Source organism: Streptomyces sp. NPDC050161 (assembly GCF_044460025.1).
Taxonomy (GTDB): Bacteria; Actinomycetota; Actinomycetes; order Streptomycetales; family Streptomycetaceae; genus Streptomyces.
Genome location: NZ_JBITJM010000010.1, coordinates 180,643 through 203,154, shown reverse-complemented (window position 1 = coordinate 203,154; position 22,512 = coordinate 180,643). Strand labels below are relative to the sequence as shown.

Below are 22,512 nucleotides of genomic sequence, written 5' to 3'. Positions count from 1 at the left end.
GCGGAGGGGACTGCGGCGACGCCGCTCGTCGGCACTTGGACGCCGTGCGGCGCCCGTGCCCGGCGGCAGTGGGGGGTTTCCGGCCATGGCGGCCCCCGGCCGGGACGGCCATCGCTCAGAGAATGAGGAACCCATGCGTGTCCTGTGCACCTCGACCGGCTCGCCGTCCCACGGCCGGGCCCTGCTCCCGCTGGCCCGCGCACTGGCCGCGGCCGGACATCAGGTCACGGTGGCCGCGACGGCCGAAGTCGCCCCGGTATTCGGCGCCGACGACGTCACGGTGAACATCTGCCTGCCCTCGATGGTCCCTTCGTCCGGCGCCCCCGTCCCGCCCCCCACGGCCCCCGAGCCCACCGCCGATGAGGTGGCCGCGACCGAGGGCATGGAACCGCACATACGCAACCTGCTCGGCGTGCTGACCGGCCCTCAGGCGCTCGCGTCGCACGAGGTGCTGACGCGGGTCGCCCGCGAGGTGCGCCCGGACGTCATCATCCGGGACGGCATGGACGTGGCCGCCTGTCTGCTCGCCGAGCAGCTCGGCATACCGCACCTGCCCATTCCGTCCGGCCTGGTCAACCTCCTCGACCCGGCGGTTCTGCTGCCCGGCATGAACCGGCTGCGGGAGGGCCTGGGGCTGCCCGTCAGGGACGAGCCGCTCGCGCTGTACCCCTACGGCCGGTTCGACTACCTGCCCGCCGAGTACTCCTTCGGCCGCCATCCGGCCACCACGCTGGCCTACCGCCAGACCACCCTGGTGGACCGCACCGCGGGCCTCCCGGACTGGGTGGCCGGGCTGCCCGCTGACCGGCCGCTGGTGTTCGCCGCCGTCGGCACCGCACTGCCGATGTTCCAGACCCTGCTGGCCAAGGGCGGGCAGGTCCCGGAGGGCGTGACCGATCCCGCGGTGATGCTGCGGGCGGCCGTCGCCGGTCTTTCGCAGCTGGACTGCACGGCGATCGTGGCGACCGCGGGCATCCCGCTCGACGGCATCGAGCCCGCCCCGCACGTCCACCTCACCGACCGGATCGCGCAGCCGCTGCTGCTGGAGTGCGTCGACCTGTTCGTCACGCACGGCGGCTACAACAGCATCCGGGAGGCGGTGCGTACGGGCACGCCGATGGCGGTGCTGCCGAACTTCGGTGACCAGCCGCACAACGCCGAGCGGGTGCAGGAACTCGGCCTGGGGCGGCACGTGACGGACGCCGACACCGCGCCCGAGGCCTTCGCGGCGGCCTGCCGGGACATCCTGGCGGACCGCGACACCGCCACCCGGATCCGCCGGGCGCAGCGCGCCGCCCTCGCCCTCCCTGACGTCGGGCAGGTATCGGCCGACCTGCAAAAGCTCATCGGCTGAGGCCGCGGCCCACGCCGGCACCGTGCGCCCCGGGCCGCCCCGGGGCGCCGCTGCCGTCCAGCTGTGCCTCGCCTCGCCCGTGGCGGGCCCACGATGATCCTTTACGATCCCTTACGGTCGCCCGGAGCCACAGGCGGCCGGGAAGAGACGAGGTGAGGACGTGGGCATGCAGCCTTCGACGCGGCGTTCCCGGCGGGTATCCACGGAGCGGGTGAACTCCCGGTGAGCCGTGCGGTGTTGGTGACCGGGGCGTCGCGCGGCATCGGGCGGGCGGTCGCGGAGCGCTTCGCCGCGCAGGGCGACCGGGTCGCGCTGCACTACGCCTCGCGCCAGGAGGCCGCCCGGGAGGCGTTCGCGGCGCTGGCGGGCACCGGGCATGTGCTGGTGCAGGGCGATGTGAGTTCCCCGGACGGTGCGGCGGCCGTGGTGGCGGCTGCGGTGGACGGCCTCGGCGGGGTCGACGTCCTGGTCAACAACGCGGCGGCGAACAGCCCGCACCCGCTGGCCGAGACCTCGTTCGACGACTGGCAGGCCGCCTGGCGGCGGATCGTCGACGTGAATCTGCTGGGGGCGGCGCACGTCAGCCACTGCGCGGCGCGGAACATGATCGACCGGGCGGTGCAGGGGCGGATCGTCAACGTCGGCTCGCGCGGCGCGTTCCGCGGCGAACCCGACCACCCCGCCTACGGGGCGTCCAAGGCCGCGTTGCACTCCATGGGGCAGTCGCTCGCGGTGCATCTGGCGCCGTACGGCATCGCGGTCGCCTCGGTGGCGCCGGGATTCGTCGCGACCGAGCGGGTCGCCGACCGGCTGACGGACGAGGTGCGGGCGCAGAGCCCGTTCGGCCGGGTCGCGACGCCGGACGAGGTGGCGTCGGCGGTGCACTATCTGGCCTCGCCCGGCGCGGTGTGGACGTCGGGCACGGTCCTGGACGTGAACGGGGCCTCGCATCTGAGGTGAGCGGGCCCGGTCTGATCCACGCGGCAGGCACCGGGAAAGGGGAAGCCCCGGCCGGACGGGGGAATCCGGCCGGGGCGGCTCTGGGGGAGACGGACAGGTCCGCTTCCAATTGAACGATAAACCATCCCGGGGGCAATCAGGGCTTTACGTGACAACTGTCACGCATGCCCCGCGGGTGTGCGGCCCGGTGCGTACGGCCGCCGCGAGCCGTCCCGCGTACGGCGGGTTCAGGGGCTGACCGCGAGGACGATGTAGGCGGCCAGCAGGGCGAGATGGATGCCGCCCTGAAGGGGCGTGGCGCGGCCAGGGACCACCGTCAGGGTGCCGACCACGACGGTCAGCGTGAGCAGGACCATATGGGTCGGCCCCAGCCCGAGTTCCAGCGGCCCGGCCAGCCAGACGGAGGCGGCGGCGACCGCGGGGATGGTCAGGCCGATGCTCGCCATCGCCGAGCCGAGGCCGAGGTTGAGGCTGGTCTGCACCCGGTCGCGGCGGGCCGCGCGGACCGCCGCGATGGTCTCGGGCAGCAGCACCAGCAGCGCGATCACGATCCCGACGACGGAGGACGGCAGCCCGGCGGCGGCCACCCCCGACTCGATCGTCGGCGACACCGCCTTGGCGAGACCGACCACCGCGATCAGGGCAAGCGACAGCAGCACCAGGCTGATCATCGCGACCCGTGACGACGGCGGATCGGCGTGGTCCTCGGTGTCGATCACCCGGCCCGACGCCGTCACCGGCAGGAAGTAGTCCCGGTGCCTGACGGTCTGGGTCGTCACGAACATGCCGTACAGCACCAGCGCGGCCAGCGCCGCGAAGATCAGCTGCGGGGGCGAGAACTGCGCCTCCGCACTGCTGGTGGTGAACCGCGGCAGGACCAGGCTCAGGCCGGCCAGGGTGGTGACCGTCGCCAGTGCGGCGCCGGTGCCCTCGGCGTTGAAGACCGCGACCCGCCGCTTGAGCGCGCCGACCAGCAGGCTCAGCCCGACGATGCCGTTGCAGGTGATCATCACGGCGGCGAAGACGGTGTCCCTGGCCAGCGCGCTGCTGTTGGCCCCGCCGTCGGCCATCAGGGTGACGATCAGCGCCACTTCGATGATCGTCACCGCCACCGCCAGGACCAGGGAGCCGAACGGCTCGCCCACCCGGTGCGCGATCACCTCCGCGTGGTGCACGGCCGCCAGCACCGCACCCGCCAGGAAGCAGGACACCACGGCGACCAGCGCGGCCGGCAGCGATCTGCCCCAGGTCAGGGCCAGCAGGATGACCGAGAGAACCGGCAGTGCACCGGTCCAGCGCAGCACGGTCGAGCGGAGCTGAGCGATCATGACATCGAGCTTGGCAGAAGCCCGGATGGCCTGCCCGCCGTGACGGCCCGACCGGGGCGGCGCGGTGACGGCGCTTCGGCGGTCAGGCCGTCGCCCGGTGCCCCTTCGGCTCGGCCGGAGACAGCGCCGCCTTGGTGACGTCCGCGACGACCTCGACCACGTCAGGGCCGTACGCCTGCGAGTTGACGACCTTCAGCAGGACGCAGAACTGCCCGTCGGCGCCGTGCCTGCGGGCCAGCCGCGCGCGGTTCCTGACCAGGTGGCGGACGGCCGCCCGGTGGGTGACAGGACGCTGCCCCGCCGCCAGGAACACCGGCCGGTCGCCTTCGCCCGCGGTCAGCCGCGCCAGCAGGACGTACTCGACCGCGCCCGGCTCCACCGGGTACGCCGTGCCGCCGATGCTGAACGTGCCGCGGCCCGAACCGGTCGCGTCGCCCGGGTGCACCGCGACCCCCGGCAGCAGGCTGGCCAGGTGGGCGGCGAGCCTGCGGTGCGCCGTCGGGTCGCCGACGCAGAACTCGGTGCGGGCGCCGAAGCCCTGGAGCCCGGTGTCGTGCGGGGCGACCTCCGGGTGTGCCCCGCAGTTCTCGATCACCGCGGCCAGGCCCAGCAGCGCCAGCGCGTCGTGGCGCGGGATGCTCCAGTGGGCCGACGCGCTGTCCCGGTGCGTGACCAGGACGCACTCCGAGCCGTCGGGCAGCCCGAAGAAGCTCTGTTCACGGGTCAGCTTCCGGCGGGCCGCCGCCGATTGCGCGGCCCAGCCGGCCGCCAGGCCGATGACGAGCGCGCCGGCCGCGGAGGCCAGAAGGAGCAGGGTGTCGTCCATGGCGGGGGAGCGTAGCGGCTGTCCGGGTGTGTGTTCGAGCGCGGTGGGGTGGATGGGCGGCCTTGTCCCGGTCCGGCGTCCTATGGATGGCCGAGACAAGCCGCACGGGCGGGATGTGCGGCCCCAAAGGCAGGCAGATGCCTTGTGTGTCCGGTAGATGTCCATACGGTCCACCCCTCTGTCATCACACGGACACCACGAGTAGGCTCCGGCCACCCGCGTACCGCGCGCTTGGAGGAAATTTCCGTATGTCCCACGCCCGACGCCTCACCGTCCTGGGAACCGTGGCCGCGCTGGCCGGCTCCCTGGCGGCGGTCCCGGCCGCCGCCCAGTCAGCACCACCACAACACCCCGCCACCCAGGGCATATCCACCGGCACACCGGCCAAGACCCCCGTCGCCGTGGGCTCGGGCGGCGCGGTCTCCAGCGTCGACGCCGACGCGTCGGCCGCCGGTATCGCCGTGCTGAAGAAGGGCGGCAACGCCGTGGACGCCGCGGTCGCCACCGCCGCCGCCCTCGGCGTCACCGAACCGTACTCCGCGGGTGTCGGCGGCGGCGGATACTTCGTGTACTACGACGCCAGGACCAAGTCGGTACGCACCCTCGACGGCCGGGAGACGGCGCCGCGCTCCGCGGGCAAGGACCTCTTCCTGGAGAACGGCAAGCCGCTGCCCTTCGACGACGTCGTCACCAGCGGCCTGAGCGTCGGCACCCCCGGCACCCCCGCCACCTGGGACACCGCCCTCCACAAGTGGGGCAGCCGCTCGCTCGGACAGGTGCTGCGGCCCGCGCAGAAGCTCGCCGCGCACGGCTTCACCGTCGACAAGACCTTCCGGCAGCAGACCGCGGACAACGAAGCGCGCTTCCGTGACTTCCCCGCCACCGCCGACCTGTTCCTGCCGGGCGGCAAGCTGCCCGCGGTCGGCTCGACGTTCAAGAACCCCGATCTGGCCCGCACCTACGGCGAGTTGGCCAGGAAGGGCGTCGGCGCGCTCTACCACGGCGCGCTGGGCAAGGACGTCGTCCGCACGGTCCGCACACCCCCGGTACGCCCCGGCGCCGACCGCACGGTCCGCCCCGGCGACCTCACCAGGAACGACCTGCGCAGGTACGAGGCGCTCAGCCAGGCACCCACCCGCACCTCCTACCGCGGCCTCGACGTCTACGGCATGGCGCCGACCTCGTCCGGCGGCACCAGCATCGCCGAAGCCCTCAACATCCTGGAGAAGACCGACCTCTCGCGGCTCAGCGAGAAGCAGTACCTGCACCGCTACATCGAGGCGAGCCGGATCGCCTTCGCCGACCGCGGACGCTGGGTCGGCGACCCGGCCCAGGAGGACGTCCCGGTCAAGGGCCTCACCTCGCAGCGGTTCGCCGACACACGCGAGTGCCTGATCAAGGACGACGCGGTGCTCCCCAGCCCGCTCGCACCCGGCGACCCGCGCCACCCCCGCCGCTGCGGCTCTGCGGGCAAGGCGTCCCCGACGACGTACGAGGGGGAGAACACCACCCACCTCACCGTCGCCGACAAGTGGGGCAACATCGTCGCCTACACCCTCACCATCGAGCAGACCGGCGGCAGCGGCATCGTCGTCCCCGGCCGCGGGTTCCTGCTCAACAACGAGCTGACGGACTTCTCGTTCGCGCCGATCACCCCCGGCGTGCACGACCCGAACCTGCCGGGGCCGGGCAAGCGGCCCCGCTCGTCCATCTCGCCGACGATCGTGCTGCGGCACGGCAAGCCCGTGGTGGCGCTCGGCTCACCGGGCGGCGCGACCATCATCACCACCGTGCTCCAGACCCTCATCAACCACCTGGACCGCGGGATGCCGCTGGTCGACGCCATCGCCGCGCCGCGCGCCAGCCAGCGCAACGCCGCGACGACCGAACTCGAACCGGGACTGTGGAACAGCCCGCTGCGCGGTCAACTCGAAGCCATCGGCCACAAGTTCAGCCAGAACCCGGAGATCGGCGCGGCGACCGGCGTGCAGCCGCTGCCCGGCGGTCGCTGGCTCGCGGCGGCCGAAAAGGTGCGCCGCGGCGGCGGCTCGGCGATGGTGGTCCGGCACTCGTAACGGACATCTCCCGCCGCCGCCCGGTACCGACGCGACCCACCGGGGCGCGTCGTTGCCGGGCGGCGGCAGCGGCACATAGCCTCCTGGGGCTGTCTGTTCGAACGAACGGGCCCAGGGAGGCACCCGCACCGTGAGCATCGACGAGAGCAGTGAACGCCGCGCCGCACCGGCAGCTGACGGACAGTGGGAAGGGCTCGCCGAGCAGGCCGCGGCACTCGCGGCGGGCCAGGTGTCGTCCGCCGCACTGGTCAGCCGCTCCCTGGCACGCATCGAAGCCACCGGACCCACCGTCAACGCCTTCCGGCGGGTACGCGCCGAGGCCGCAACGGCCGAGGCCGATGACGCCGACCGCAGGCTCGCGGCCGGCGAACGGCTGCCGCTGCTGGGCGTCCCGGTCGCCGTCAAGGACGACACCGACGTGGCGGGCGAGCCGACCGCGTTCGGCTGTGCGGGCGACTTCCCGCCCAAGACCCGCGACGCGGAGGCCGTACGGCGGCTGCGCGCGGCGGGCGCCATCGTCGTCGGCAAGACCAACGCCTGCGAACTGGGCCAGTGGCCGTTCACCGAAGGGCCCGCCTTCGGCGACACCCGCAACCCCTGGCACCTCGGCCACACCCCCGGCGGCTCGTCGGGCGGTTCGGCCGCGGCCGTCGCCGCCGGACTCGTGCCCGCGGCACTCGGCACCGACGGCGCGGGCTCGGTCCGCATCCCCGCCGCCTGGTCCCACCTCGTCGGCATCAAACCGCAGCGCGGCCGGATCTCCACCTGGCCGGACGCGGAGTCCTTCGAGGGCATCACGGCCATCGGACCGCTGGCCCGCACGGTCGAGGACGCGGCCCTGCTGCTGGACGCGGCGAGCGGCAGCCACCCGGGCGACCTGCACCGGCCGCCGCCGGTCGCGGCACGCGAGGCCGCCGGACGCGACCCGGGCAGGCTGCGGATCGCCCTGTCCTGGAAGCCGCCGTTCACCGCCCTGCCCACCCCGCTGCACCCGGACGTACGGGCCGCGGTCACCGCACTGGCCCGCACCCTCGCCGGCCTCGGCCACTTCGTGGAGGAAGCCGACCCCGACTACGGGCTGATCGGCCTGGCCTTCGTCCCGCGGGCCACGGCCGGGGTCGGCGGCTGGGCGGCCCGCGTCCCCGACCGGCGCCTGCTGGACCCCAGGACCCGCGGGGCGGCACGTCTGGGACGGCTGCTCGGCGGGCCGGCGCTGCGCCGGGCACGGGCCGTCGAAGGGCGCCAACGGCGGCGTATCGGCGCCCTGTTCGGCAGGTACGACGTGCTGCTGACGCCGACCACCGCCACGCCGCCGCCACGGATCGGCGCCCTCGCCGGGCTCAGCGGCACCCGCACCGACCAGGCCATGATCGCGGCCTGCCCGTATGCCTGGCCGTGGAACGTCCTGGGCTGGCCCGGCGTGAGCGTCCCCGCCGGATTCAGCGCCGACCGCCTGCCGTTGGGCGCGCAGCTGCTCGGCCCCGGGCACAGCGAACCGCGGCTGATCTCGCTCGCCGCACAGCTCCAGGACGCCGTGCGCTGGCACGAGCGGCACCCCGCGGGACACCCGGCACGCGCGGGCGGCGGCCCCGGCGCGGAGCCGCCGCCCGAGGGTGTCAGCCGAGGAGCTCGATGACCGCCTCGGTGGTGCCGGTCTCGCCGAGCCGCGGGAAGATCTTCTCCAGGCTGTTGCGGTGCGCCGCCTCGTCCATGTCGGTCACCGCGTCGGTCACGACGGTGACGTGGTAGCCGTGCTCGTGCGCGGCACGGGCGCTGGACTCGACGCCGATGCTGGTGGCGATCCCGGCGAACACCACCTGCGTCACACCGCGGCGGCGCAGCTCCAGGTCCAGGCCGGTGCCGTGGAAGGCGCCCCACTGCTGCTTGGTGACGAGGATGTCGGCGGGCTGCCGGTCCAGCTCGGGCACCAGCTCGGCCCAGTCGGCGGGCGGGGTGCCGCCCGGCCGGGCGGCCTCGGTACGGCCCGGCGCGCCGCCGGTGACGTTCACCAGCACGACGGGCAGCTCCCGCGCGCGGAACGCGGCGGCCAGCCGGGCGCCCCGCTCGACGACCTCGTCCGTGGGGTGGGCGCAGGGCAGTCCTGTGATGCCCTTCTGCAGATCGATCAGGACCAGCGCGGTCTTCGCGTCGAGTGTGGTGGCGGTCATGGGTGTCTCCTTCACGTGCGGATGGGTGGGAGGGAAGGGGCAAAGGCCGGGCGGCTGCGCGGCCGTACGGGTCACCGGGGCTCCGTCCCGCGGGTGCGCAGCCCGCGGTCGGCCAGTGTGAGTGCCAGCAGCAGTACGCCGAGCACCCCGCAGATCACCGCGATCCCGTGCAGACCGGCGTCGGTGGCACGGTGGCCGTACAGCACGCCGATCAGGCCGGCGGCGATGATCGCCCCGAGGTACTGGGCGGTGCGCTGGAGTCCGGCCGCCGCGCCCACGCCGTCGGCCGGGGCCTGGACGTAGACGGCGGCGGTGTTGCCGGTCGACGCCAGGCCCTGCGGGATGCCGAAGAGGGCTCCGGCGCACAGCAGGGCGATCAGCGGGCTGGCGCCGGTCAGCAGCAGACAGGCCGCGCTGCCCGCGGCGAGGCAGAGCGCCGCCACGGTCAGCGGGCCCCGGACGCTCTTCGTGCGGGCGCCCGCGACCGAGCAGACGGCGGCTGCGCAGGACATCGGCAGCATGATCAGGCCGGCGTGGAAGGACGAGGCGCCGTGGGCCTCTTCGAGCCACTGGCTGAAGCCGTAGAGGATGCAGTAGATGACGAGATAGGCCAGGCCGTGGCGGAGGTAGGTGCGGGAGAGCGCGCCGTTGCGGGCGAGCATCCGCAGGTCGATGAAGGGCTCCGGGTGCCGCAGCTGCCACCACACCAGGACGGCGGCGAGGGCGGCCACCGGCGCGAGCAGCGGCCAGCGCGGCTGGTCGAGGCGGAGCAGGAAGAACATCGCGCAGGTCAGCGTCGCGGTGAACAGGGCGATGCCGAACGGGTCGAGGGAGCCGCCGGGCGCCGCATCGCCGTCCGTACGCGTTCGCCGGGCGTCGGCGGGCAGCCATAGCTGCCCGCAGAGCAGGGCGAGCAGCGCGAGCGGTACGTTCACGGCGAACACCCCGCGCCAGCCGGTCGTCGCGGCGAGCAGTCCGCCGAGCGTCGGGCCGACGGCGGCGCTGGCCAGCGCGGCGAGCGAGATCCGGCCCAGCACCGCGCGCGGCGTGGGCAGTCCGGTCCGCCGCGACTCGGCGCGCAGCATCGCCATCGCCGCGGGGTAGGCGGCGGAGGTGCCGATACCGAGGAGCACCCGCGAGACGATCAGCACGGCGAAGGTGGGCGCGAACGTCCCGACCAGGCCCGCCGCGCACACCAGCAGGACCCCGGCGACGAAGACCCGGCGCGGCCCGAGACGGTCGGCGAGGCGCCCCATGGACGGCTGTCCGACGGCGCTGGCGAGGTACATCGCGGAGATCAGCCAGGCGGTGTCGGCGGCGCCGACGTGGAAGTCCTGGCCGATGGCCACCAGCGAGGTGGCGATCATCGTCGAGTTGATGGGGTTGAGCAGCGAGCCGAGCAGCAGCGGCGTCATCAGGCGCGCGCCGAAGGCCCGGCCGGGGTCGGCGGCGGCGGTGTCCGGCCGGTGCGTGGCGGGCGCGGCGGTGGCCCGCGCGGGCTCCTTCATGACGGCATCAGCCGCTGTATGAGTTCCGTCGCGGCGGCGAGGGTGCGCTGCTCGTCGGCGGTCAGCCGGTCGGCGATGGCCACCGCGAGCCAGTCCTGCTTGGCCCGGCGCACCTCCGCGAGCACCCGGTGGCCCGCGTCGGTGAGCGAGAAGACGACCTGCCGTCCGTCCGTGGGATGCGGGCTGCGGGCGAGGATGCCGTTCTCCTCCAGGGCGCCGATGGTCAGCCGCATGGACTGCGGGCGCACCCGCTCCGCGCGGGCCAGCGCGGCGGTGGTGGCGGGGCCGCCGCTGTCGACACGGGCGATCACGGCCCGCTGGGTGGGGGTCAGCGCGCCCTGCGGCGACGCGGCGCGCAGGTGGCGCATCAGTTGTGACACGGTCGCGCCGAGATCGTTCGCCAGGCGCTCCTGTTCCTTGTCCGGCATGCTGCCACTGTAGCTTTTTTCGACAGGGAAACTTGCAAGTTTGCCTGTTGTTTGCTTGGGAGTGCGGGGCGCCCGGGGCCGGGCGCGCCGTACCCGAGATGGTCTTGCCACCGCCCGTGGCCGGGCTTACGGTCGCTTCCTCACGCGTGCAAGCGCGTGGGACGCAGGCTGACGCACCGACAAAGGAGCAGCTCATGGCCGATGTTGTGCGTGCCGCACTGGTCCAGGCGACCTGGACAGGCGACACCGAATCGATGATCGCGAAGCACGAGGAGCACGCTCGGGCGGCGGCTGCGCAGGGCGCGAAGATCATCGGTTTCCAGGAGGTCTTCAACGCCCCGTACTTCTGCCAGGTCCAGGAGCCGGAGCACTACCGCTGGGCCGAGCCGGTGCCCGACGGGCCGACCGTGCGCCGTATGCAGGCCCTGGCGCGCGAGACGGGCATGGTCATCGTGGTGCCCGTCTTCGAGATCGAGCAGCCCGGCTTCTACTACAACACCGCGGCCGTCATCGACGCCGACGGCGCCGTGCTCGGCAGCTACCGCAAGCATCACATTCCGCAGGTGAAGGGCTTCTGGGAGAAGTACTACTTCAAGCCGGGGAACGCCGGGTGGCCGGTCTTCGACACCGCCGTCGGGAAGATCGGCGTCTACATCTGCTATGACCGGCACTTCCCGGAAGGCTGGCGCCAGTTGGGGCTCAACGGCGCGCAGCTCGTCTACAACCCGTCCGCGACCTCCCGCGGTCTGTCCGGCTACCTCTGGCAGCTGGAGCAGCCGGCCGCCGCGGTCGCCAACGAGTACTTCGTCGCGGCGATCAACCGCGTCGGCGTGGAGGAGTACGGCGACAACGACTTCTACGGCACCAGCTACTTCGTCGACCCGCTCGGCCGGTTCGTCGGTGAGGTCGCCAGCGACACCAAGGAGGAACTGGTCGTCCGCGACCTCGACTTCGGGATGATCGACACGGTGCGTCAGCAGTGGGCCTTCTACCGCGACCGGCGCCCCGACGCGTACGAGGGGCTGGTGCAGCCGTGACGCAGGGATCCGCGGGCCTGCACGAACGCCACCGCGCCGTCCTGCCGTCCTGGCTCAGCCTCCTCTACGAGCGGCCCATCGAGCTGACCCACGGCGAGGGCCGGTACGTCTGGGACGCGGAGGGCAACCGCTACCTCGACTTCTTCGGCGGCATCCTCACCACCATGACGGCGCACGCGCTGCCCGAGGTGGCCGAGGCCGTCAGCGCGCAGGCCGGCCGGCTCATCCACTCGTCGACGCTCTATCTCTCCCGTCCCATGGTGGAGTTGGCGGAGCGCATCGCCGCGCTCTCCGGCATTCCCGACGCCCGGGTCTTCTTCACCTCGTCGGGCACCGAGGCCAACGACGCCGCGCTGCTGCTGGCCACCACGTACCGCCGTTCCAACCAGATCCTGGCGATGCGCAACAGCTACCACGGGCGGTCCTTCTCCACCATCGGCGTCACCGGCAACGCCGATTGGTCGCCGACCAGCCTCTCGCCGCTCCAGACGCTGTACGTGCACGGCGGGGTGCGCACCCGCGGCCCGTACGCCCAGCTGTCCGACGACGCCTACATCGCGGCCTGTGTCGCCGATCTGGAGGACGTGCTCCAGCAGGCGGCGGGCGGTGTCGCCGCGCTGATCGCCGAGCCCGTCCAGGGGGTCGGCGGCTTCACCGCGCCACCGGACGGCCTCTACGCCGCCTTCCGCGCGGTGCTCGCCCGGCACGGCATCCTCTGGATCAGCGACGAGGTGCAGACCGCCTGGGGCCGTACCGGTGACCACTTCTGGGGCTGGCAGGCGCATGCCGGCAACGGGCCGCCCGACCTGCTCACCTTCGCCAAGGGCATCGGCAACGGCATGTCCATCGGCGGTGTGGTGGCGCGTGCCGAGGTGATGAACTCGCTGCCCGCCAACTCCATTTCGACCTTCGGCGGCAGCCCCGTCACCATGGCCGCCGGCCTCGCCAACCTCACCTACCTCCTGGAGCACGACCTCCAGGGCAACGCCAGGCGCGTCGGCGGACTGCTGATCGAGCGGCTGCGGGCGGTCACGGCAGGTCTCGACATGGTGCGCGAGGTGCGCGGGCGTGGCCTGATGATCGGCGTCGAACTGGTCAGCCCCGGTACCGACGAACGGTCGGCGCGGGCCGCGTCCCTGGTCCTGGAGGCCGCCCGTACACGCGGGCTGCTGATCGGCAAGGGCGGCCAGGGCGGCGCCTCGCTGCGCATCGCGCCCCCGATGACGCTCACCGTCGCCGAGGCGGAAGAGGGGGCCGCCCTCCTCGCCGACGCGCTGGCGGAGGCCCAGGGGCGGCTCGCGACGTCCTGAGCGGGTGACGGCCGGGAGGGCAACTGCGGGCGCGAAGGCCCCGGTTGGCCCTCCCTTTCCGTCGTCGGGCGGGCCGCGTCAGCCCAGTACGGCCGTCAGCGCCGCCGCGTCCTGGGGGGTCTTCATCCGGAGCGCGATCCACGTGGCGTCGGCGAACTCCAGGTCGGTGCGGTACTTCTGACGGGCCGGGTGGGCCTCGCGGCGCCTGCCGCAGGTACCGCGTGGGTACGCGGCGAGCTGCCGGGCCGGGACGCGCTCGTGGATGCCCCACGGTTCGCTCAGCACCAGCAGCCGGTGCGTGGTGACCGCCAGCACGAAGTCGTCGTTCTCGCCGCTGAGCGGCATCTCCGGTGTGTTGTTGCGGACCGCGACGAGCAGGCCGCCCGCGGAGCCCGGATAGCCGCCTGACCAGGAGCCGCCGTGGGTCGGGCGGCGCAGTGCGCGGTAGAGGCGGCGGTATCCGCGTCCCAACAGGGTGAAGAGGCTGTCGCCCGCGAAGATCCAGCCCCAGGACGACGGGAAGAACCAGCCGGCCACCACCCGCACCACGGTGCCTGCTCCGGCGTCGGTGCCCTTCCTGGCGCGGTGCTTCCTGGGCAGTCGCGGCGGCAGCAGGTCGTCCACGGCCGCGGGGAGCGCCGCGAGCAGCCGTTCGCCGGGGCCGAGGTGGGCCCCGGCCTCGTGCAGCAGCTCCGGCGGGCCGATCGCGGCGGGTACGTGGTGCAGTGGCGTGCCGCCGAACGCCGGTTCGTAGCCGTTCAACCGAAAGTCCTCTCGATGCTGCCCGGATCGCCGTGGTCGTCGAGGCCGCCGGTGTCCACGCGGTAGGGGGCGGGGGCCTCGGACCCGTCCTGGAGTACCGAGCGCTGCCCGGTGTCGCTCTTGGCGTACTCCTCCAGCGGTTTCTTCCACTTCGGTTCCAGGCCGGCGCTCTCCCCGGCCTTGTCCACCAGCTTCGCGGCCTGCTTGTAGGGCTGTCCGACGGCCTGGCGCTGCAACAGGCTCAGACCGTCCTCCTTGCCTTCCTTGCCGCTGAGCGCCTTGGCGGTGGTGCGGACGCGGGAGGCGGCCTGCCGGACCTTGCGGGCCTCGGCCAGCACTTCCTTGACGGACTTTCCGCTGCGCACGGCCTCCTTGAGTTCCTTGACGGCCTGCTGGAGCTTGCGCAGCGTCTCGGCGAGCTTCTCGGAGATCCGGGCGATCCGTGCCACGGCCGCGGTCACCTCGGCACCGCTGACCAGGGCGTCGACGACGGTGGCCAGGCCCGCGGTGACCAGGTCGAGGATGAAGCTGGTGGCCAGTTCGGCGATCAGCATCTGGATCAGGTCGCTGAGCAGCTCGATGACGGTCTCTTCGGCGAGCGCGCACTCCTTCGCCGCCTGCCCGAGGATCTTCGCGGTCTGCGCCATGTCGTACGCGGTGTCGTCGATCGCGGTGACGACGTGGCCCATGTGCGTGCCGAAGCCTTCGGACGACCGGCCGTGCCAGTGTTCGGCGAGTTCCCCTGCGCCGGTCCGCAGGCCGTTGGCCACCTCGCGCAGGTCCGTGGCCCGCGCGCGCCAGCTCTCGGCCGCTGCGGTCAGTTCGGCGGGGGCGCCGGTGACCTTGTCCAGGCAGTCCAGCGCGCCGGTCTTCTCCAGGGTCCACTGGACGGCCTCGTCCATCGCCCCGCTGATGGCGCCCCGGTCCGGGCTCTCGGCCCGGGGTACGGCGGGGAACTCGCGGTGGTCGGGCCGTCCCGTCCAGGCGTACGCGGCGCCCGGCCCGCCCGTGCCGCTCATCGCCGGATGTCCTGGAGGCTCGCCAGGGTGACCTGTTCGCTGTCCTCGTAGTGCCGGGCGGAGTGGCTGAGGCCGTCTGCGGTGTGCCGCAGGATGTCGGCGAGGTCCTTGCAGTTCTGGACGTCGGTGTCGGCGTGGTCCTCGTAGGAGCGGGCGAGGCCGTCGGCGTCGGGCAGTTTGCCGAACGCGTCCGCCGGGACGCGGATCGTGCCGACGCTGCTCATGATCTGCGAGACGCGGTCCGCGGCCCGGTCGATGGCCGCGGCGTAGGTGTGCAGCGCGTCGGGATGGACGCGGTACCCGGATTGCATGGTTGTCCCCCGGTCGGCGCGCGTGAGTTCACAGTGCCTGCGTCAACCTAGGGGCCGGGTGCGGGGACATGACCCGATGTGGGGGTTCGATTGCCGGGTGCGGGGCGGAAAATGAGGCGCTGTTGGCACCGGGCGGGGATTTCTTTGCCCGATGCACAGGTTGGGCGGCGCCCCGCGGGCGGCGGCGCGGGTGCCGTGCGGTCCGCGCCGCCGCCGTGGGTCAGGGCGCGACGTCCTCGTACGAGCGGCCGACCGCGGCGCTGTTGAGGTAGGCGGTGGCCGGTCCCTTGACGCCGTCGGAGCGGTAGACGCCCCACTTGTCGGTCACCCAGTCGGCGCGCAGGGTGGCCGCCTTGTACGGGGCGGTGCTGCCGGCCAGTTTCTGGGCGGTGCCGTTGTGCCAGAGCTTGACCCAGCCCTTGGCGGGATCCTTGGAGACCTTGATGCCGACGACGAAGTCGTGCCAGGTGTTCAGGGTGAGGTCGGTGTGCCACAGGTACGTGGTCTTCAGGTCCGGGTCGCAGTAGTCGAGGTCGACGGTGCCGTCGCCGCGTGCGCGCAGCGACAGCGGCGGGGTGGCGGCGCCCGATCCGTAGTCCTTGAGCTGCCACAGGACGACCCAGTCGCCCTTGGCCGTGGGCAGCGGGCCCCACATCGACCGCCAGCCGATGTAGAAGACGTCGCCCTCCTTCGAGAAGCGCAGCCGGCCGCCGTCGCCGGTGCGGTGTCCGCGGGTCTCGACGCGTACCCGTTCCGCGTCGTCGGTCTTGTCGCCCGAGGTGTGCAGCGCGTACGTCGCGCCGTGGCGGCCGGTGGGGTCGTCGACGGTTGTGACGGATCCGGGCTTGGTCTCGGTGCCTTCGAAGGACTTGGTGCCCTTGGCGGGGTCGGCGCGCCACAGGGGTGCCGCGCGGTGCTGGTGCGTGGCGAGGGGGGTGTGGTGGCCGGTGGTGTCCCGCGTGGTCTGTCCGTTGGCGGTGGCCGCCCAGGTGCCGGCCAGTGTGGCGCTGGCCAGAAGAGCAACTCCCCATAAAACAGGGCTGGTTGAGGCTCGTTTCATCACAGGCTCCCGGTGTGGGGGGTGGGATGCGAGTGAAAGTTAGGTTTGTTTCCAGTTGACGTCAAGGGGTGCGGCAGGGGGAGGTTCTGCCGCCGCGCGGGTCGGCGGCGGGCCCCGCCGCGGGGCGGAAACCGGATGCTCGGGGAGTCGTCGCAGGCCGGGGAGCGGTCAGCGGTAGCCGCGGAGTTTGCGGTAGAGGGTGGCCCGCGCGATGCCGAGCGCGGCGGCGGCGCGCGCCTTGTTGCCGCCGTGGGTGCGCAGCGCTTCGAGTATGGTCTCGCGCTCGGCGTGCTCGATGGTGCCGAGCTGCGGGGAGGCGGGCTGCTCCCGTACGGCGTCCGGCAGTTCGTCCCGCCGTACCGGGCCTGCCGCCCGCCGTCCCCGGGCCATCTCCCGTACGAGGTGGGCGAGTTGGGTGACGTTGCCGGGCCAGGGGTGCCGCTCCAGCGCCTGCACGGCGTCCAGGGTCCAGGTCAGCGGGGGGTGGCCGGGGGCCGGCGCCGGAGCCAGGTGCGACAGCAGCGCCGTGATGTCTTCCGGGCGCTCCCGCAGCGGGGGGAGGGCGACGGAACGCGCGGCCATGGTGTCCAGCAGCCGCGCCAGGCACGGGCCGATCTCGGTGCCGGGCGCGCGGGTGACGACCAGCGGCAGCTCAGGGCGGGCCTCCAGCAGCGCGATCAGCGCGGCCACGTCCCGCTGGCCCAGCCGTTCGACGTGCCGCAGCAGCAGCGGCCGGGCGATCCGGTCGCCAGGACGCTGTCCGTGCGGGTCGTGATGAGCCGTCAAGTACGGCTTGAGTTCCGCCAGTTCACCGTCCGGGGCGCTCGCGGCGTCCACGGTCAACGGTTCCGTCGCCCCGTCGGGACCGCGGAGCACGGCGCGGCCGAGCGCCGTCTTGCCGGTACCGCGCTCGCCGGTCAGCAGCAGCGGACCCGGCGTGCGCGCCAGGCCCACCGCCCGGTCCACCGCGTGCCGCCACGGCACCGAGTCGCCGGCCAGCGCGCCCGCGGGCCCGGCCGCCACCGGACGCCGCGCCGCCCGGCCGGGCGCAGCCGCCCGCGCCACCGCCACGACACCGACGACGGACGCCGCCCGCCGCACCGGCACCGTCCTGGCCACCAGCCCCTCGCCCAGCCGGATCTCCGGGCCGGATTCAGGACACCCGGGGTCGCCCGCCGCGTGCGCCTCCGGAGCGTCGCCGTTCAGCAGGGCCGCCGCATACCGCTCCAGCCCGCGCAGCGCCTCGGGGGACAGCAGCCGCGCGGCCTCCTCGCTGACCAGCCGGCTGCGTCCGTCGAGGGCGATCGCAGGCTGTCCGCCCGCGCCCGCCCGCAGGAACGCGTCCAGCATCAGCCGCTCCGGCGGATGCGGCGACCGGCCCGCGAGCCCGGCCTCGATGGCCGCCGCCGTCGCCTCGGCGAGCGCCGCGTCCGGATGCGGTCCTGGGCCCTGGCACAGGCCGGACACCACCGTCACGGTGCCCGCCGCCCGCGCCGCTCCGGGCACCGACAGTGGCACGCTGACGGCCGACACGTCCTGCCACAGATCCAGGAAGTGCTCGGGCCCGTGCACCTCGGCCCGCCGCCCCCGCCGCAGGGCAAGCGCGGCGCTGTTGTGCCCGACCGCCTCCTCCGACAGGTCGCGCCGCAGGGTGCGCGCGGACCCGCGGCCGAGCCAGCACAGCACCCGGCACCGCTCGTCGGCGACGACCACGGAACGGTCACCGGCCTCCAGCGCGGGCGCCAGGCGCTCCAGTACGGGGCGGGCGGCGGCGGGCAGCGGTGCGTCCGCACCCGTCGGCGCGGCGGACACCGCGGCCAGGTCGGGCCGTACGCCGAAGAAGGAGGCGCGGCGCCAGGCGGAGACGAGATCGCCGGGGACGCCGTCCGGCAGCGGCAGGCCCGCGAGGAAGTGCGCGCGGGCCTGCCGGATCCGGGACAGCTGCGGTGGTACGCGGAAGGAATCGGTACTGGTCACGACCTCACCACCGTAGTGGGGCGGCCGACCGGCGGGGCACGGAGGGGCGGCCGTCGGTCGCCGGGCGGGCCGTCGGTGTGTCCGGGTGTCTCGAAATGAGACACCCACACATCCGGCGCGTGTTCCAAGATCATTAGTTGTCCGTGCCCTGCGACCGGAGACCCGGCAGGGCGGCACGCACCCGAGGTACGGGGGCCGGGTACGCGGTACCCGGCGGAGCGGGACACCCCGGCCACGGAATCCGGCCCCGGCCACCGGCCGCCCGGCAGTCCGCCGCAGCACGACCACGAAGCACGCATGCCGATGAAAGGTTGCACACACCATGGCCCTCGCATTGTTCCGGCGCAGCCGGGCCCACGGCTCACGCGGCGGAGCGGGCTTCCGGCTTCCCCTCCCGGTGGGGGCGGACGGTGTCAGCCGTACGGTGGCCGACCCCATGGGGCAGCCGCTCGGCGGCGCCGACGTCACGGTCACATCGACCGCCACCCAGCGGGTCGTGCAGCGCGGCAGCACCGATCCGTTCGGGCTGTTCTGTGCGGCCCTGCCGCCGGGCAGCTACAGCCTGATGGTCTCCGTGGACGGCCTCCAGCCGCACCACGAGACGCTGGAGGTCGTCGCGGGCCAGACCCGGCCGCCCGTCCACGTCCAACTCACCACCGCCCGGCCGCTGGAGCTGCCGCCGGCCGGCACCTGGCTGTTCGACCCGCCGCACACCGCCATCCGCTTCATCGCCCGGCACGTCGGCATGGCGAACGTGCACGGCCGCTTCACGCGCTTCGAGGGCGGCATCCGGGTCGGCGCCGACATCGAGCACTCGCACGTCGAGGTGCGGATCGACGCGTCCAGCCTGACCACGGGGAACAAGACCCGCGACGACCATCTGCGGTCGGCCGACTTCCTCGACGTCGACACCTACCCCTACCTGCACTTCTCCAGCAACCGCTTCCTCTCACGCGGCGGCGCCAAATGGTCGGTGCAGGGCTCGCTGACCATGCACGGCGTCAGCCGGTCGGTCGCGCTGGACACCACCTACCTGGGAGTGGTGAACGGCGGATACGGCCAGGAGCTGCGCTGCGCCGCCCTGGCCAAGGCCGAACTGCACCGCGAGGACTACACGTTGAACTGGCGCAGCATGCTCGCCCGCGGCATCGCCGTCGTCGGCCCGACCGTGAAGCTGGAGCTGGACGTCCAGGCGATGTACCGCAGCCACGACACCCCGACGCCGCCCGAGTGACCCCGCCGCGGCCCGGGACGGCGCGCGCTTCGGCCGCCGTCCCGGGCCGCCGGGCCGCCGGGCGTCATCCCGCCGCGGCCCGCAGCGCGTCCGCGACCTCACGGAAGAAGCGGGTGTGCGCGTGCTTGCTGGACGGGGCCTCGGGGTTCCACGGCACCAGCCGGGCCGTGGACTCCAGGTCGCGCCAGTGGGCGTTGGTGCGCAGCGTGCCGACGGGCGCGGCATTGGCGCGGACGTCCGTCAGGACGATGTCGGCCCCCAGGGAAGCGGCCTCGGCCCAGCCGACCGTGCACCAGTTCGCGCCTGGCCCTGCGGCCGGCTCCACCAGGTCCACGCCGTGCTCGGCCAGCGTCCGCAGATCGGGCCAGGCGCCGGGCCGCGCCAGATGCGCCTGCCCGGGCCCGGCGGCGGACAGCGCCAGCACCCGGGGCCCGCCCCGGCCGCCCGCGCTCTCCCGCACCGCGTCCTCCGCCGCGTCCAACTCCACGGCCGCCGACGCCGGTTCGCCCGCGCCGAGCGAGCCGGCGAGCGCGGCGAACCGCTCGCGCACCGCCGCAAGGCCGCGCCCCGGGCCGACGCCGAGCGCCACCACCGGGACGTGCGCCTCCAGTTCCTGCGCGGTCTTCGACTCCAGGCCGTACACCGCCTCGCCGTCGTAGGTGACGGCCACCACCAGATCCGGCGCCGCCTCCAGGACGGCGTCCGGGTGCAGGGCGCTCCCCGCGCCCAGGTACGGGATCTCGCCGAGCGGCAGTTCGCCGCTCTTCGTCCGGTCGGGAGCCGGGCCGTCGTGCTGGGAGCCGAAGAGCCCGACGGGGCGGATGCCGTGATCCCACAGCGTCGCCCCGGCCGGTATGTACGCGACGATCCGAGACGGGCGGGCCCCGGCCACCACCAGGCGCCCGCGGTCGTCGGAGAACTCCCACGGTGTGCTCCGTTCCATGACGTGCCGCCTTTCTGTACTGATCTGCCCTGATTGCTGCCGTGCGCTGTCCCTTGCCGCGCGGTCCCGCCGGTCGGGCGGGGACGTCACCGAGGTGTGAGGGGTGCGTCCGGGCGGCGTCGGTTACCTGCCCAGCCCGTGGCTCCCGCACCCCTCTGTTGCCGCCTTGGTACGTACCGCCCAGTACGCCGGCGTGCACCGGTCCGGTGCGCGGTGTCACGCTCCGCACCGCGCACCGTGTGCGCCACCCCGCGGTTGCACCGGCCGACTGATCGCCGACGCAACACGGGCACCTGACGAAACAGCAGTCACGGTCTTGCCGCCGTGGGTGACATGCTTCTACGGTCTCCTTCTTCGCCGGAATCGCCCGGTGCGGACGGAATGTGACGTGACGTCAGACAGGCGGGCGTGTCCGGGAGACGGCGCACGGCGGACTCCGCCTTCCGGCGCCGCCCGGTGACGCCGGTGTGGAAGGGAGCAGGGACTATGAGCCGTACGGTCATCCTGGGTGGACTTGTCATCACCGCCGCCGACGAGATCCATGCCGATGTCCTGGTGGAGGACGGCAGGGTCGCCGCGCTCGCCGCCCACGGCAGCCAGGCAGCCGCCGGCTGGAGCGGGTCGGCCGACCACGTCATCGACGCCGCGCAGAAGTACGTGATCCCCGGCGGCGTCGACGCCCATACGCACATGGAAATGCCCTTCGGCGGCACCCAGGCGTCGGACACCTTCGAAACGGGAACCCGGGCCGCTGCCTGGGGCGGCACGACGACCATCATCGATTTCGCCATCCAGTCCAAGGGCGGTTCCCTCATGGCGGGAATCGACACCTGGCACGCGAAGGCGGAAGGCACGTGCGCGATCGATTACGCCTTCCACATGATCATGTCCGACGTGAATGCCTCTTCGCTCAGGGAAATGGACCGGCTCGTCGAATCCGGCGTCAGTTCCTTCAAACTCTTCACCGCGTATCCAGGGGTCTTTCTCTCCGACGACGGGCAGATTCTCCGGGCGATGCAGCGCGCCGCGTCGAACGGCGGCCTGGTGATGACGCACGCGGAAAACGGCCCCGCCATCGACGTGCTCGTGGAACAGGCACTGGCGCGCGGTGAGCGGGATCCGCGGTATCACGGCGAAGTCCGGAAGGCGCTCCTCGAAGCGGAGGCCACACATCGGGTGATCCGGCTCAGCCAGGTGGCGGGCGCCCCGCTCTACGTCGTCCACGTCTCCGCCCAGGAAGCCCTGGCCGAATTGACGCGCGCCAGGGACGACGGACTTCCGGTGTTCGGCGAGACCTGCCCCCAGTACCTTTTCCTGTCGACCGACAATCTGGCGGAGCCGGAATTCGAGGGCGCGAAGTACGTGTGCTCCACCCCGCTGCGCCCTGCCGAGCACCAGGCGGCGCTCTGGCGCGGGCTGCGCACCAACGACCTCCAGGTGGTGTCCACGGACCACTGCCCCTTCTGTTTCACAGGACAGAAGGAATTGGGCCGGGGCGACTTCTCGAAAATCCCGAACGGCATGCCGGGCGTCGAGAACCGCATGGACCTGCTCCATCAGGCCGTCGTCGACGGGCACATCGGCCGCCGCCGCTGGATCGAGATCGCCTGCGCGGCACCGGCCCGGATGTTCGGCCTGTACCCGAAAAAGGGCACGATCGCCCCCGGATCCGACGCCGACATCGTCATCTACGACCCGCACGCCGAACAGGTCATGTCCGCCGAGACGCATCACATGAACGTCGACTACTCGGCCTATGAGGGAAAGCGGGTGACCGGGCGGGTGGAGACGGTGCTCTCCCGCGGAATTCCGGTGATCGACCGCCGCGAATACGTCGGCCACGCCGGACACGGGGCGTATGTGCCGCGGGGAATCTGCCAATACGTGGGGTGAGGGTTCCGTGACGCCGCCGGGCCGCCGCGTTCCGTGCGGATTCCCGTCCTCGACGGGCGGGCGCGGGAGGACGACACTGGAACATGAGGAGGTGCCTCATGCGCAAGGTCATCGACTGCCGGGATTTCCCCAGCGAATCGGGATGCACGCTCACCATTTCCGGTGAGGAGGAGGAAGTGGTCCGCGCCGCCACTGAACACGCGGTGTCCGTCCACGGACACACGGCGAGCAGGGATCTGCGGGAGCAGATCAGGGGCGCGCTCAAGAACGAGATGCCGCAGCACGCCTGAGCCAGCGGCCCGCGCCGGCCGCCGCAGCG

The 22,512-nt window shown here is 73.2% G+C and carries 20 protein-coding genes; 9 read left to right on the top strand and 11 right to left on the bottom strand.

What is annotated here, in order from left to right; translation table 11 throughout:
• The first annotated feature begins 133 nt into the window (after positions 1–133).
• Together ACIBK8_RS18880 and ACIBK8_RS18875 are read left to right on the top strand one after the other, a co-directional pair.
• Positions 134–1,354, top strand: coding sequence for a glycosyltransferase (locus tag ACIBK8_RS18880; RefSeq protein ID WP_399042981.1), 1,221 nt, complete (start codon positions 134–136; stop codon positions 1,352–1,354).
• A 222-nt stretch (positions 1,355–1,576) separates the two neighbouring features.
• Complete coding sequence (locus ACIBK8_RS18875) at positions 1,577–2,314, top strand: SDR family NAD(P)-dependent oxidoreductase (RefSeq protein ID WP_393682015.1); 738 nt, start codon at positions 1,577–1,579, stop codon at positions 2,312–2,314.
• Between the two features lie 227 nt (positions 2,315–2,541).
• Here ACIBK8_RS18875 and ACIBK8_RS18870 read toward each other — a convergent pair whose 3' ends face one another.
• Positions 2,542–3,642 carry a calcium:proton antiporter gene (locus ACIBK8_RS18870; RefSeq protein ID WP_399042980.1) on the bottom strand — a complete coding sequence of 367 codons (1,101 nt, stop codon included), beginning with the start codon at positions 3,640–3,642 and terminating at the stop codon, positions 2,542–2,544.
• 82 nt (positions 3,643–3,724) lie between these two features.
• Positions 3,725–4,468 (bottom strand): hypothetical protein, encoded by a 744-nt coding sequence (locus tag ACIBK8_RS18865; protein ID WP_399042979.1) that lies wholly within the window; start codon positions 4,466–4,468, stop codon positions 3,725–3,727.
• Between the two features lie 248 nt (positions 4,469–4,716).
• Here ACIBK8_RS18865 and ggt point away from each other — a divergent pair, with 248 nt between their 5' ends.
• Together ggt and ACIBK8_RS18855 are read left to right on the top strand one after the other, a co-directional pair.
• Complete coding sequence (ggt, locus tag ACIBK8_RS18860; protein ID WP_399042978.1) at positions 4,717–6,543, top strand: gamma-glutamyltransferase; 1,827 nt, start codon at positions 4,717–4,719, stop codon at positions 6,541–6,543.
• A gap of 130 nt (positions 6,544–6,673) precedes the next feature.
• A complete protein-coding gene (locus ACIBK8_RS18855; protein ID WP_399042977.1) occupies positions 6,674–8,179 on the top strand; it encodes an amidase in 1,506 nt (501 codons plus the stop codon).
• On the opposite strand, the gene ACIBK8_RS18850 is transcribed toward ACIBK8_RS18855, so the two are convergent.
• The 3 genes from ACIBK8_RS18850 to ACIBK8_RS18840 form a co-directional block, all read right to left on the bottom strand.
• Positions 8,160–8,711: an isochorismatase family protein gene (locus tag ACIBK8_RS18850; protein WP_399042976.1), complete on the bottom strand. Its 552-nt coding sequence runs from the start codon at positions 8,709–8,711 to the stop codon at positions 8,160–8,162. The two genes, ACIBK8_RS18855 and ACIBK8_RS18850, sit on opposite strands and share 20 nt — an antisense overlap.
• 71 nt (positions 8,712–8,782) lie before the next feature.
• Complete coding sequence (locus ACIBK8_RS18845; protein WP_399042975.1) at positions 8,783–10,219, bottom strand: MFS transporter; 1,437 nt, start codon at positions 10,217–10,219, stop codon at positions 8,783–8,785.
• Entirely contained in the window at positions 10,216–10,647 is a 432-nt protein-coding gene (locus tag ACIBK8_RS18840; protein WP_399042974.1) for a MarR family winged helix-turn-helix transcriptional regulator, read from the bottom strand. The genes ACIBK8_RS18845 and ACIBK8_RS18840 overlap by 4 nt, the downstream gene beginning before the upstream one ends.
• A 194-nt stretch (positions 10,648–10,841) precedes the next feature.
• On the opposite strand from ACIBK8_RS18840, the gene ACIBK8_RS18835 reads away from it, so the two are divergent.
• Both ACIBK8_RS18835 and ACIBK8_RS18830 read left to right on the top strand, forming a co-directional pair.
• Positions 10,842–11,684: a nitrilase-related carbon-nitrogen hydrolase gene (locus tag ACIBK8_RS18835; protein WP_399042973.1), complete on the top strand. Its 843-nt coding sequence runs from the start codon at positions 10,842–10,844 to the stop codon at positions 11,682–11,684.
• A complete protein-coding gene (locus ACIBK8_RS18830) occupies positions 11,681–12,994 on the top strand; it encodes an aspartate aminotransferase family protein (RefSeq protein WP_399042972.1) in 1,314 nt (437 codons plus the stop codon). The genes ACIBK8_RS18835 and ACIBK8_RS18830 overlap by 4 nt, the downstream gene beginning before the upstream one ends.
• A gap of 78 nt (positions 12,995–13,072) precedes the next feature.
• On the opposite strand, the gene ACIBK8_RS18825 is transcribed toward ACIBK8_RS18830, so the two are convergent.
• From ACIBK8_RS18825 to ACIBK8_RS18805, 5 genes are all read right to left on the bottom strand, one after another.
• Positions 13,073–13,756 (bottom strand): hypothetical protein, encoded by a 684-nt coding sequence (locus ACIBK8_RS18825; protein WP_399042971.1) that lies wholly within the window; start codon positions 13,754–13,756, stop codon positions 13,073–13,075.
• Positions 13,753–14,775, bottom strand: coding sequence for a WXG100 family type VII secretion target (locus ACIBK8_RS18820; RefSeq protein WP_399042970.1), 1,023 nt, complete (start codon positions 14,773–14,775; stop codon positions 13,753–13,755). Before ACIBK8_RS18820 ends, ACIBK8_RS18825 begins: the two co-directional genes overlap by 4 nt.
• Positions 14,772–15,086 carry a hypothetical protein gene (locus ACIBK8_RS18815; protein WP_399042969.1) on the bottom strand — a complete coding sequence of 105 codons (315 nt, stop codon included), beginning with the start codon at positions 15,084–15,086 and terminating at the stop codon, positions 14,772–14,774. Before ACIBK8_RS18815 ends, ACIBK8_RS18820 begins: the two co-directional genes overlap by 4 nt.
• A 220-nt stretch (positions 15,087–15,306) precedes the next feature.
• Positions 15,307–16,146 (bottom strand): heparin lyase I family protein, encoded by an 840-nt coding sequence (locus tag ACIBK8_RS18810; protein ID WP_399042968.1) that lies wholly within the window; start codon positions 16,144–16,146, stop codon positions 15,307–15,309.
• Between the two features lie 168 nt (positions 16,147–16,314).
• Positions 16,315–18,123, bottom strand: a complete 1,809-nt coding sequence (locus ACIBK8_RS18805; protein ID WP_399042967.1) for a helix-turn-helix domain-containing protein — start codon at positions 18,121–18,123, stop codon at positions 16,315–16,317.
• A 322-nt stretch (positions 18,124–18,445) separates the two neighbouring features.
• Here ACIBK8_RS18805 and ACIBK8_RS18800 point away from each other — a divergent pair, with 322 nt between their 5' ends.
• Positions 18,446–19,357, top strand: coding sequence for a YceI family protein (locus tag ACIBK8_RS18800; protein ID WP_399042966.1), 912 nt, complete (start codon positions 18,446–18,448; stop codon positions 19,355–19,357).
• Between the two features lie 64 nt (positions 19,358–19,421).
• Here ACIBK8_RS18800 and ACIBK8_RS18795 read toward each other — a convergent pair whose 3' ends face one another.
• A complete protein-coding gene (locus tag ACIBK8_RS18795; protein ID WP_399042965.1) occupies positions 19,422–20,300 on the bottom strand; it encodes an ABC transporter substrate-binding protein in 879 nt (292 codons plus the stop codon).
• Positions 20,301–20,786: 486 nt separating this feature from the next.
• Here ACIBK8_RS18795 and hydA point away from each other — a divergent pair, with 486 nt between their 5' ends.
• Positions 20,787–22,193, top strand: a complete 1,407-nt coding sequence (gene hydA, locus ACIBK8_RS18790) for a dihydropyrimidinase (RefSeq protein WP_399042964.1) — start codon at positions 20,787–20,789, stop codon at positions 22,191–22,193.
• A gap of 98 nt (positions 22,194–22,291) precedes the next feature.
• Entirely contained in the window at positions 22,292–22,483 is a 192-nt protein-coding gene (locus ACIBK8_RS18785; protein WP_399042963.1) for a DUF1059 domain-containing protein, read from the top strand.
• The last annotated feature ends 29 nt before the right edge of the window (positions 22,484–22,512 follow it).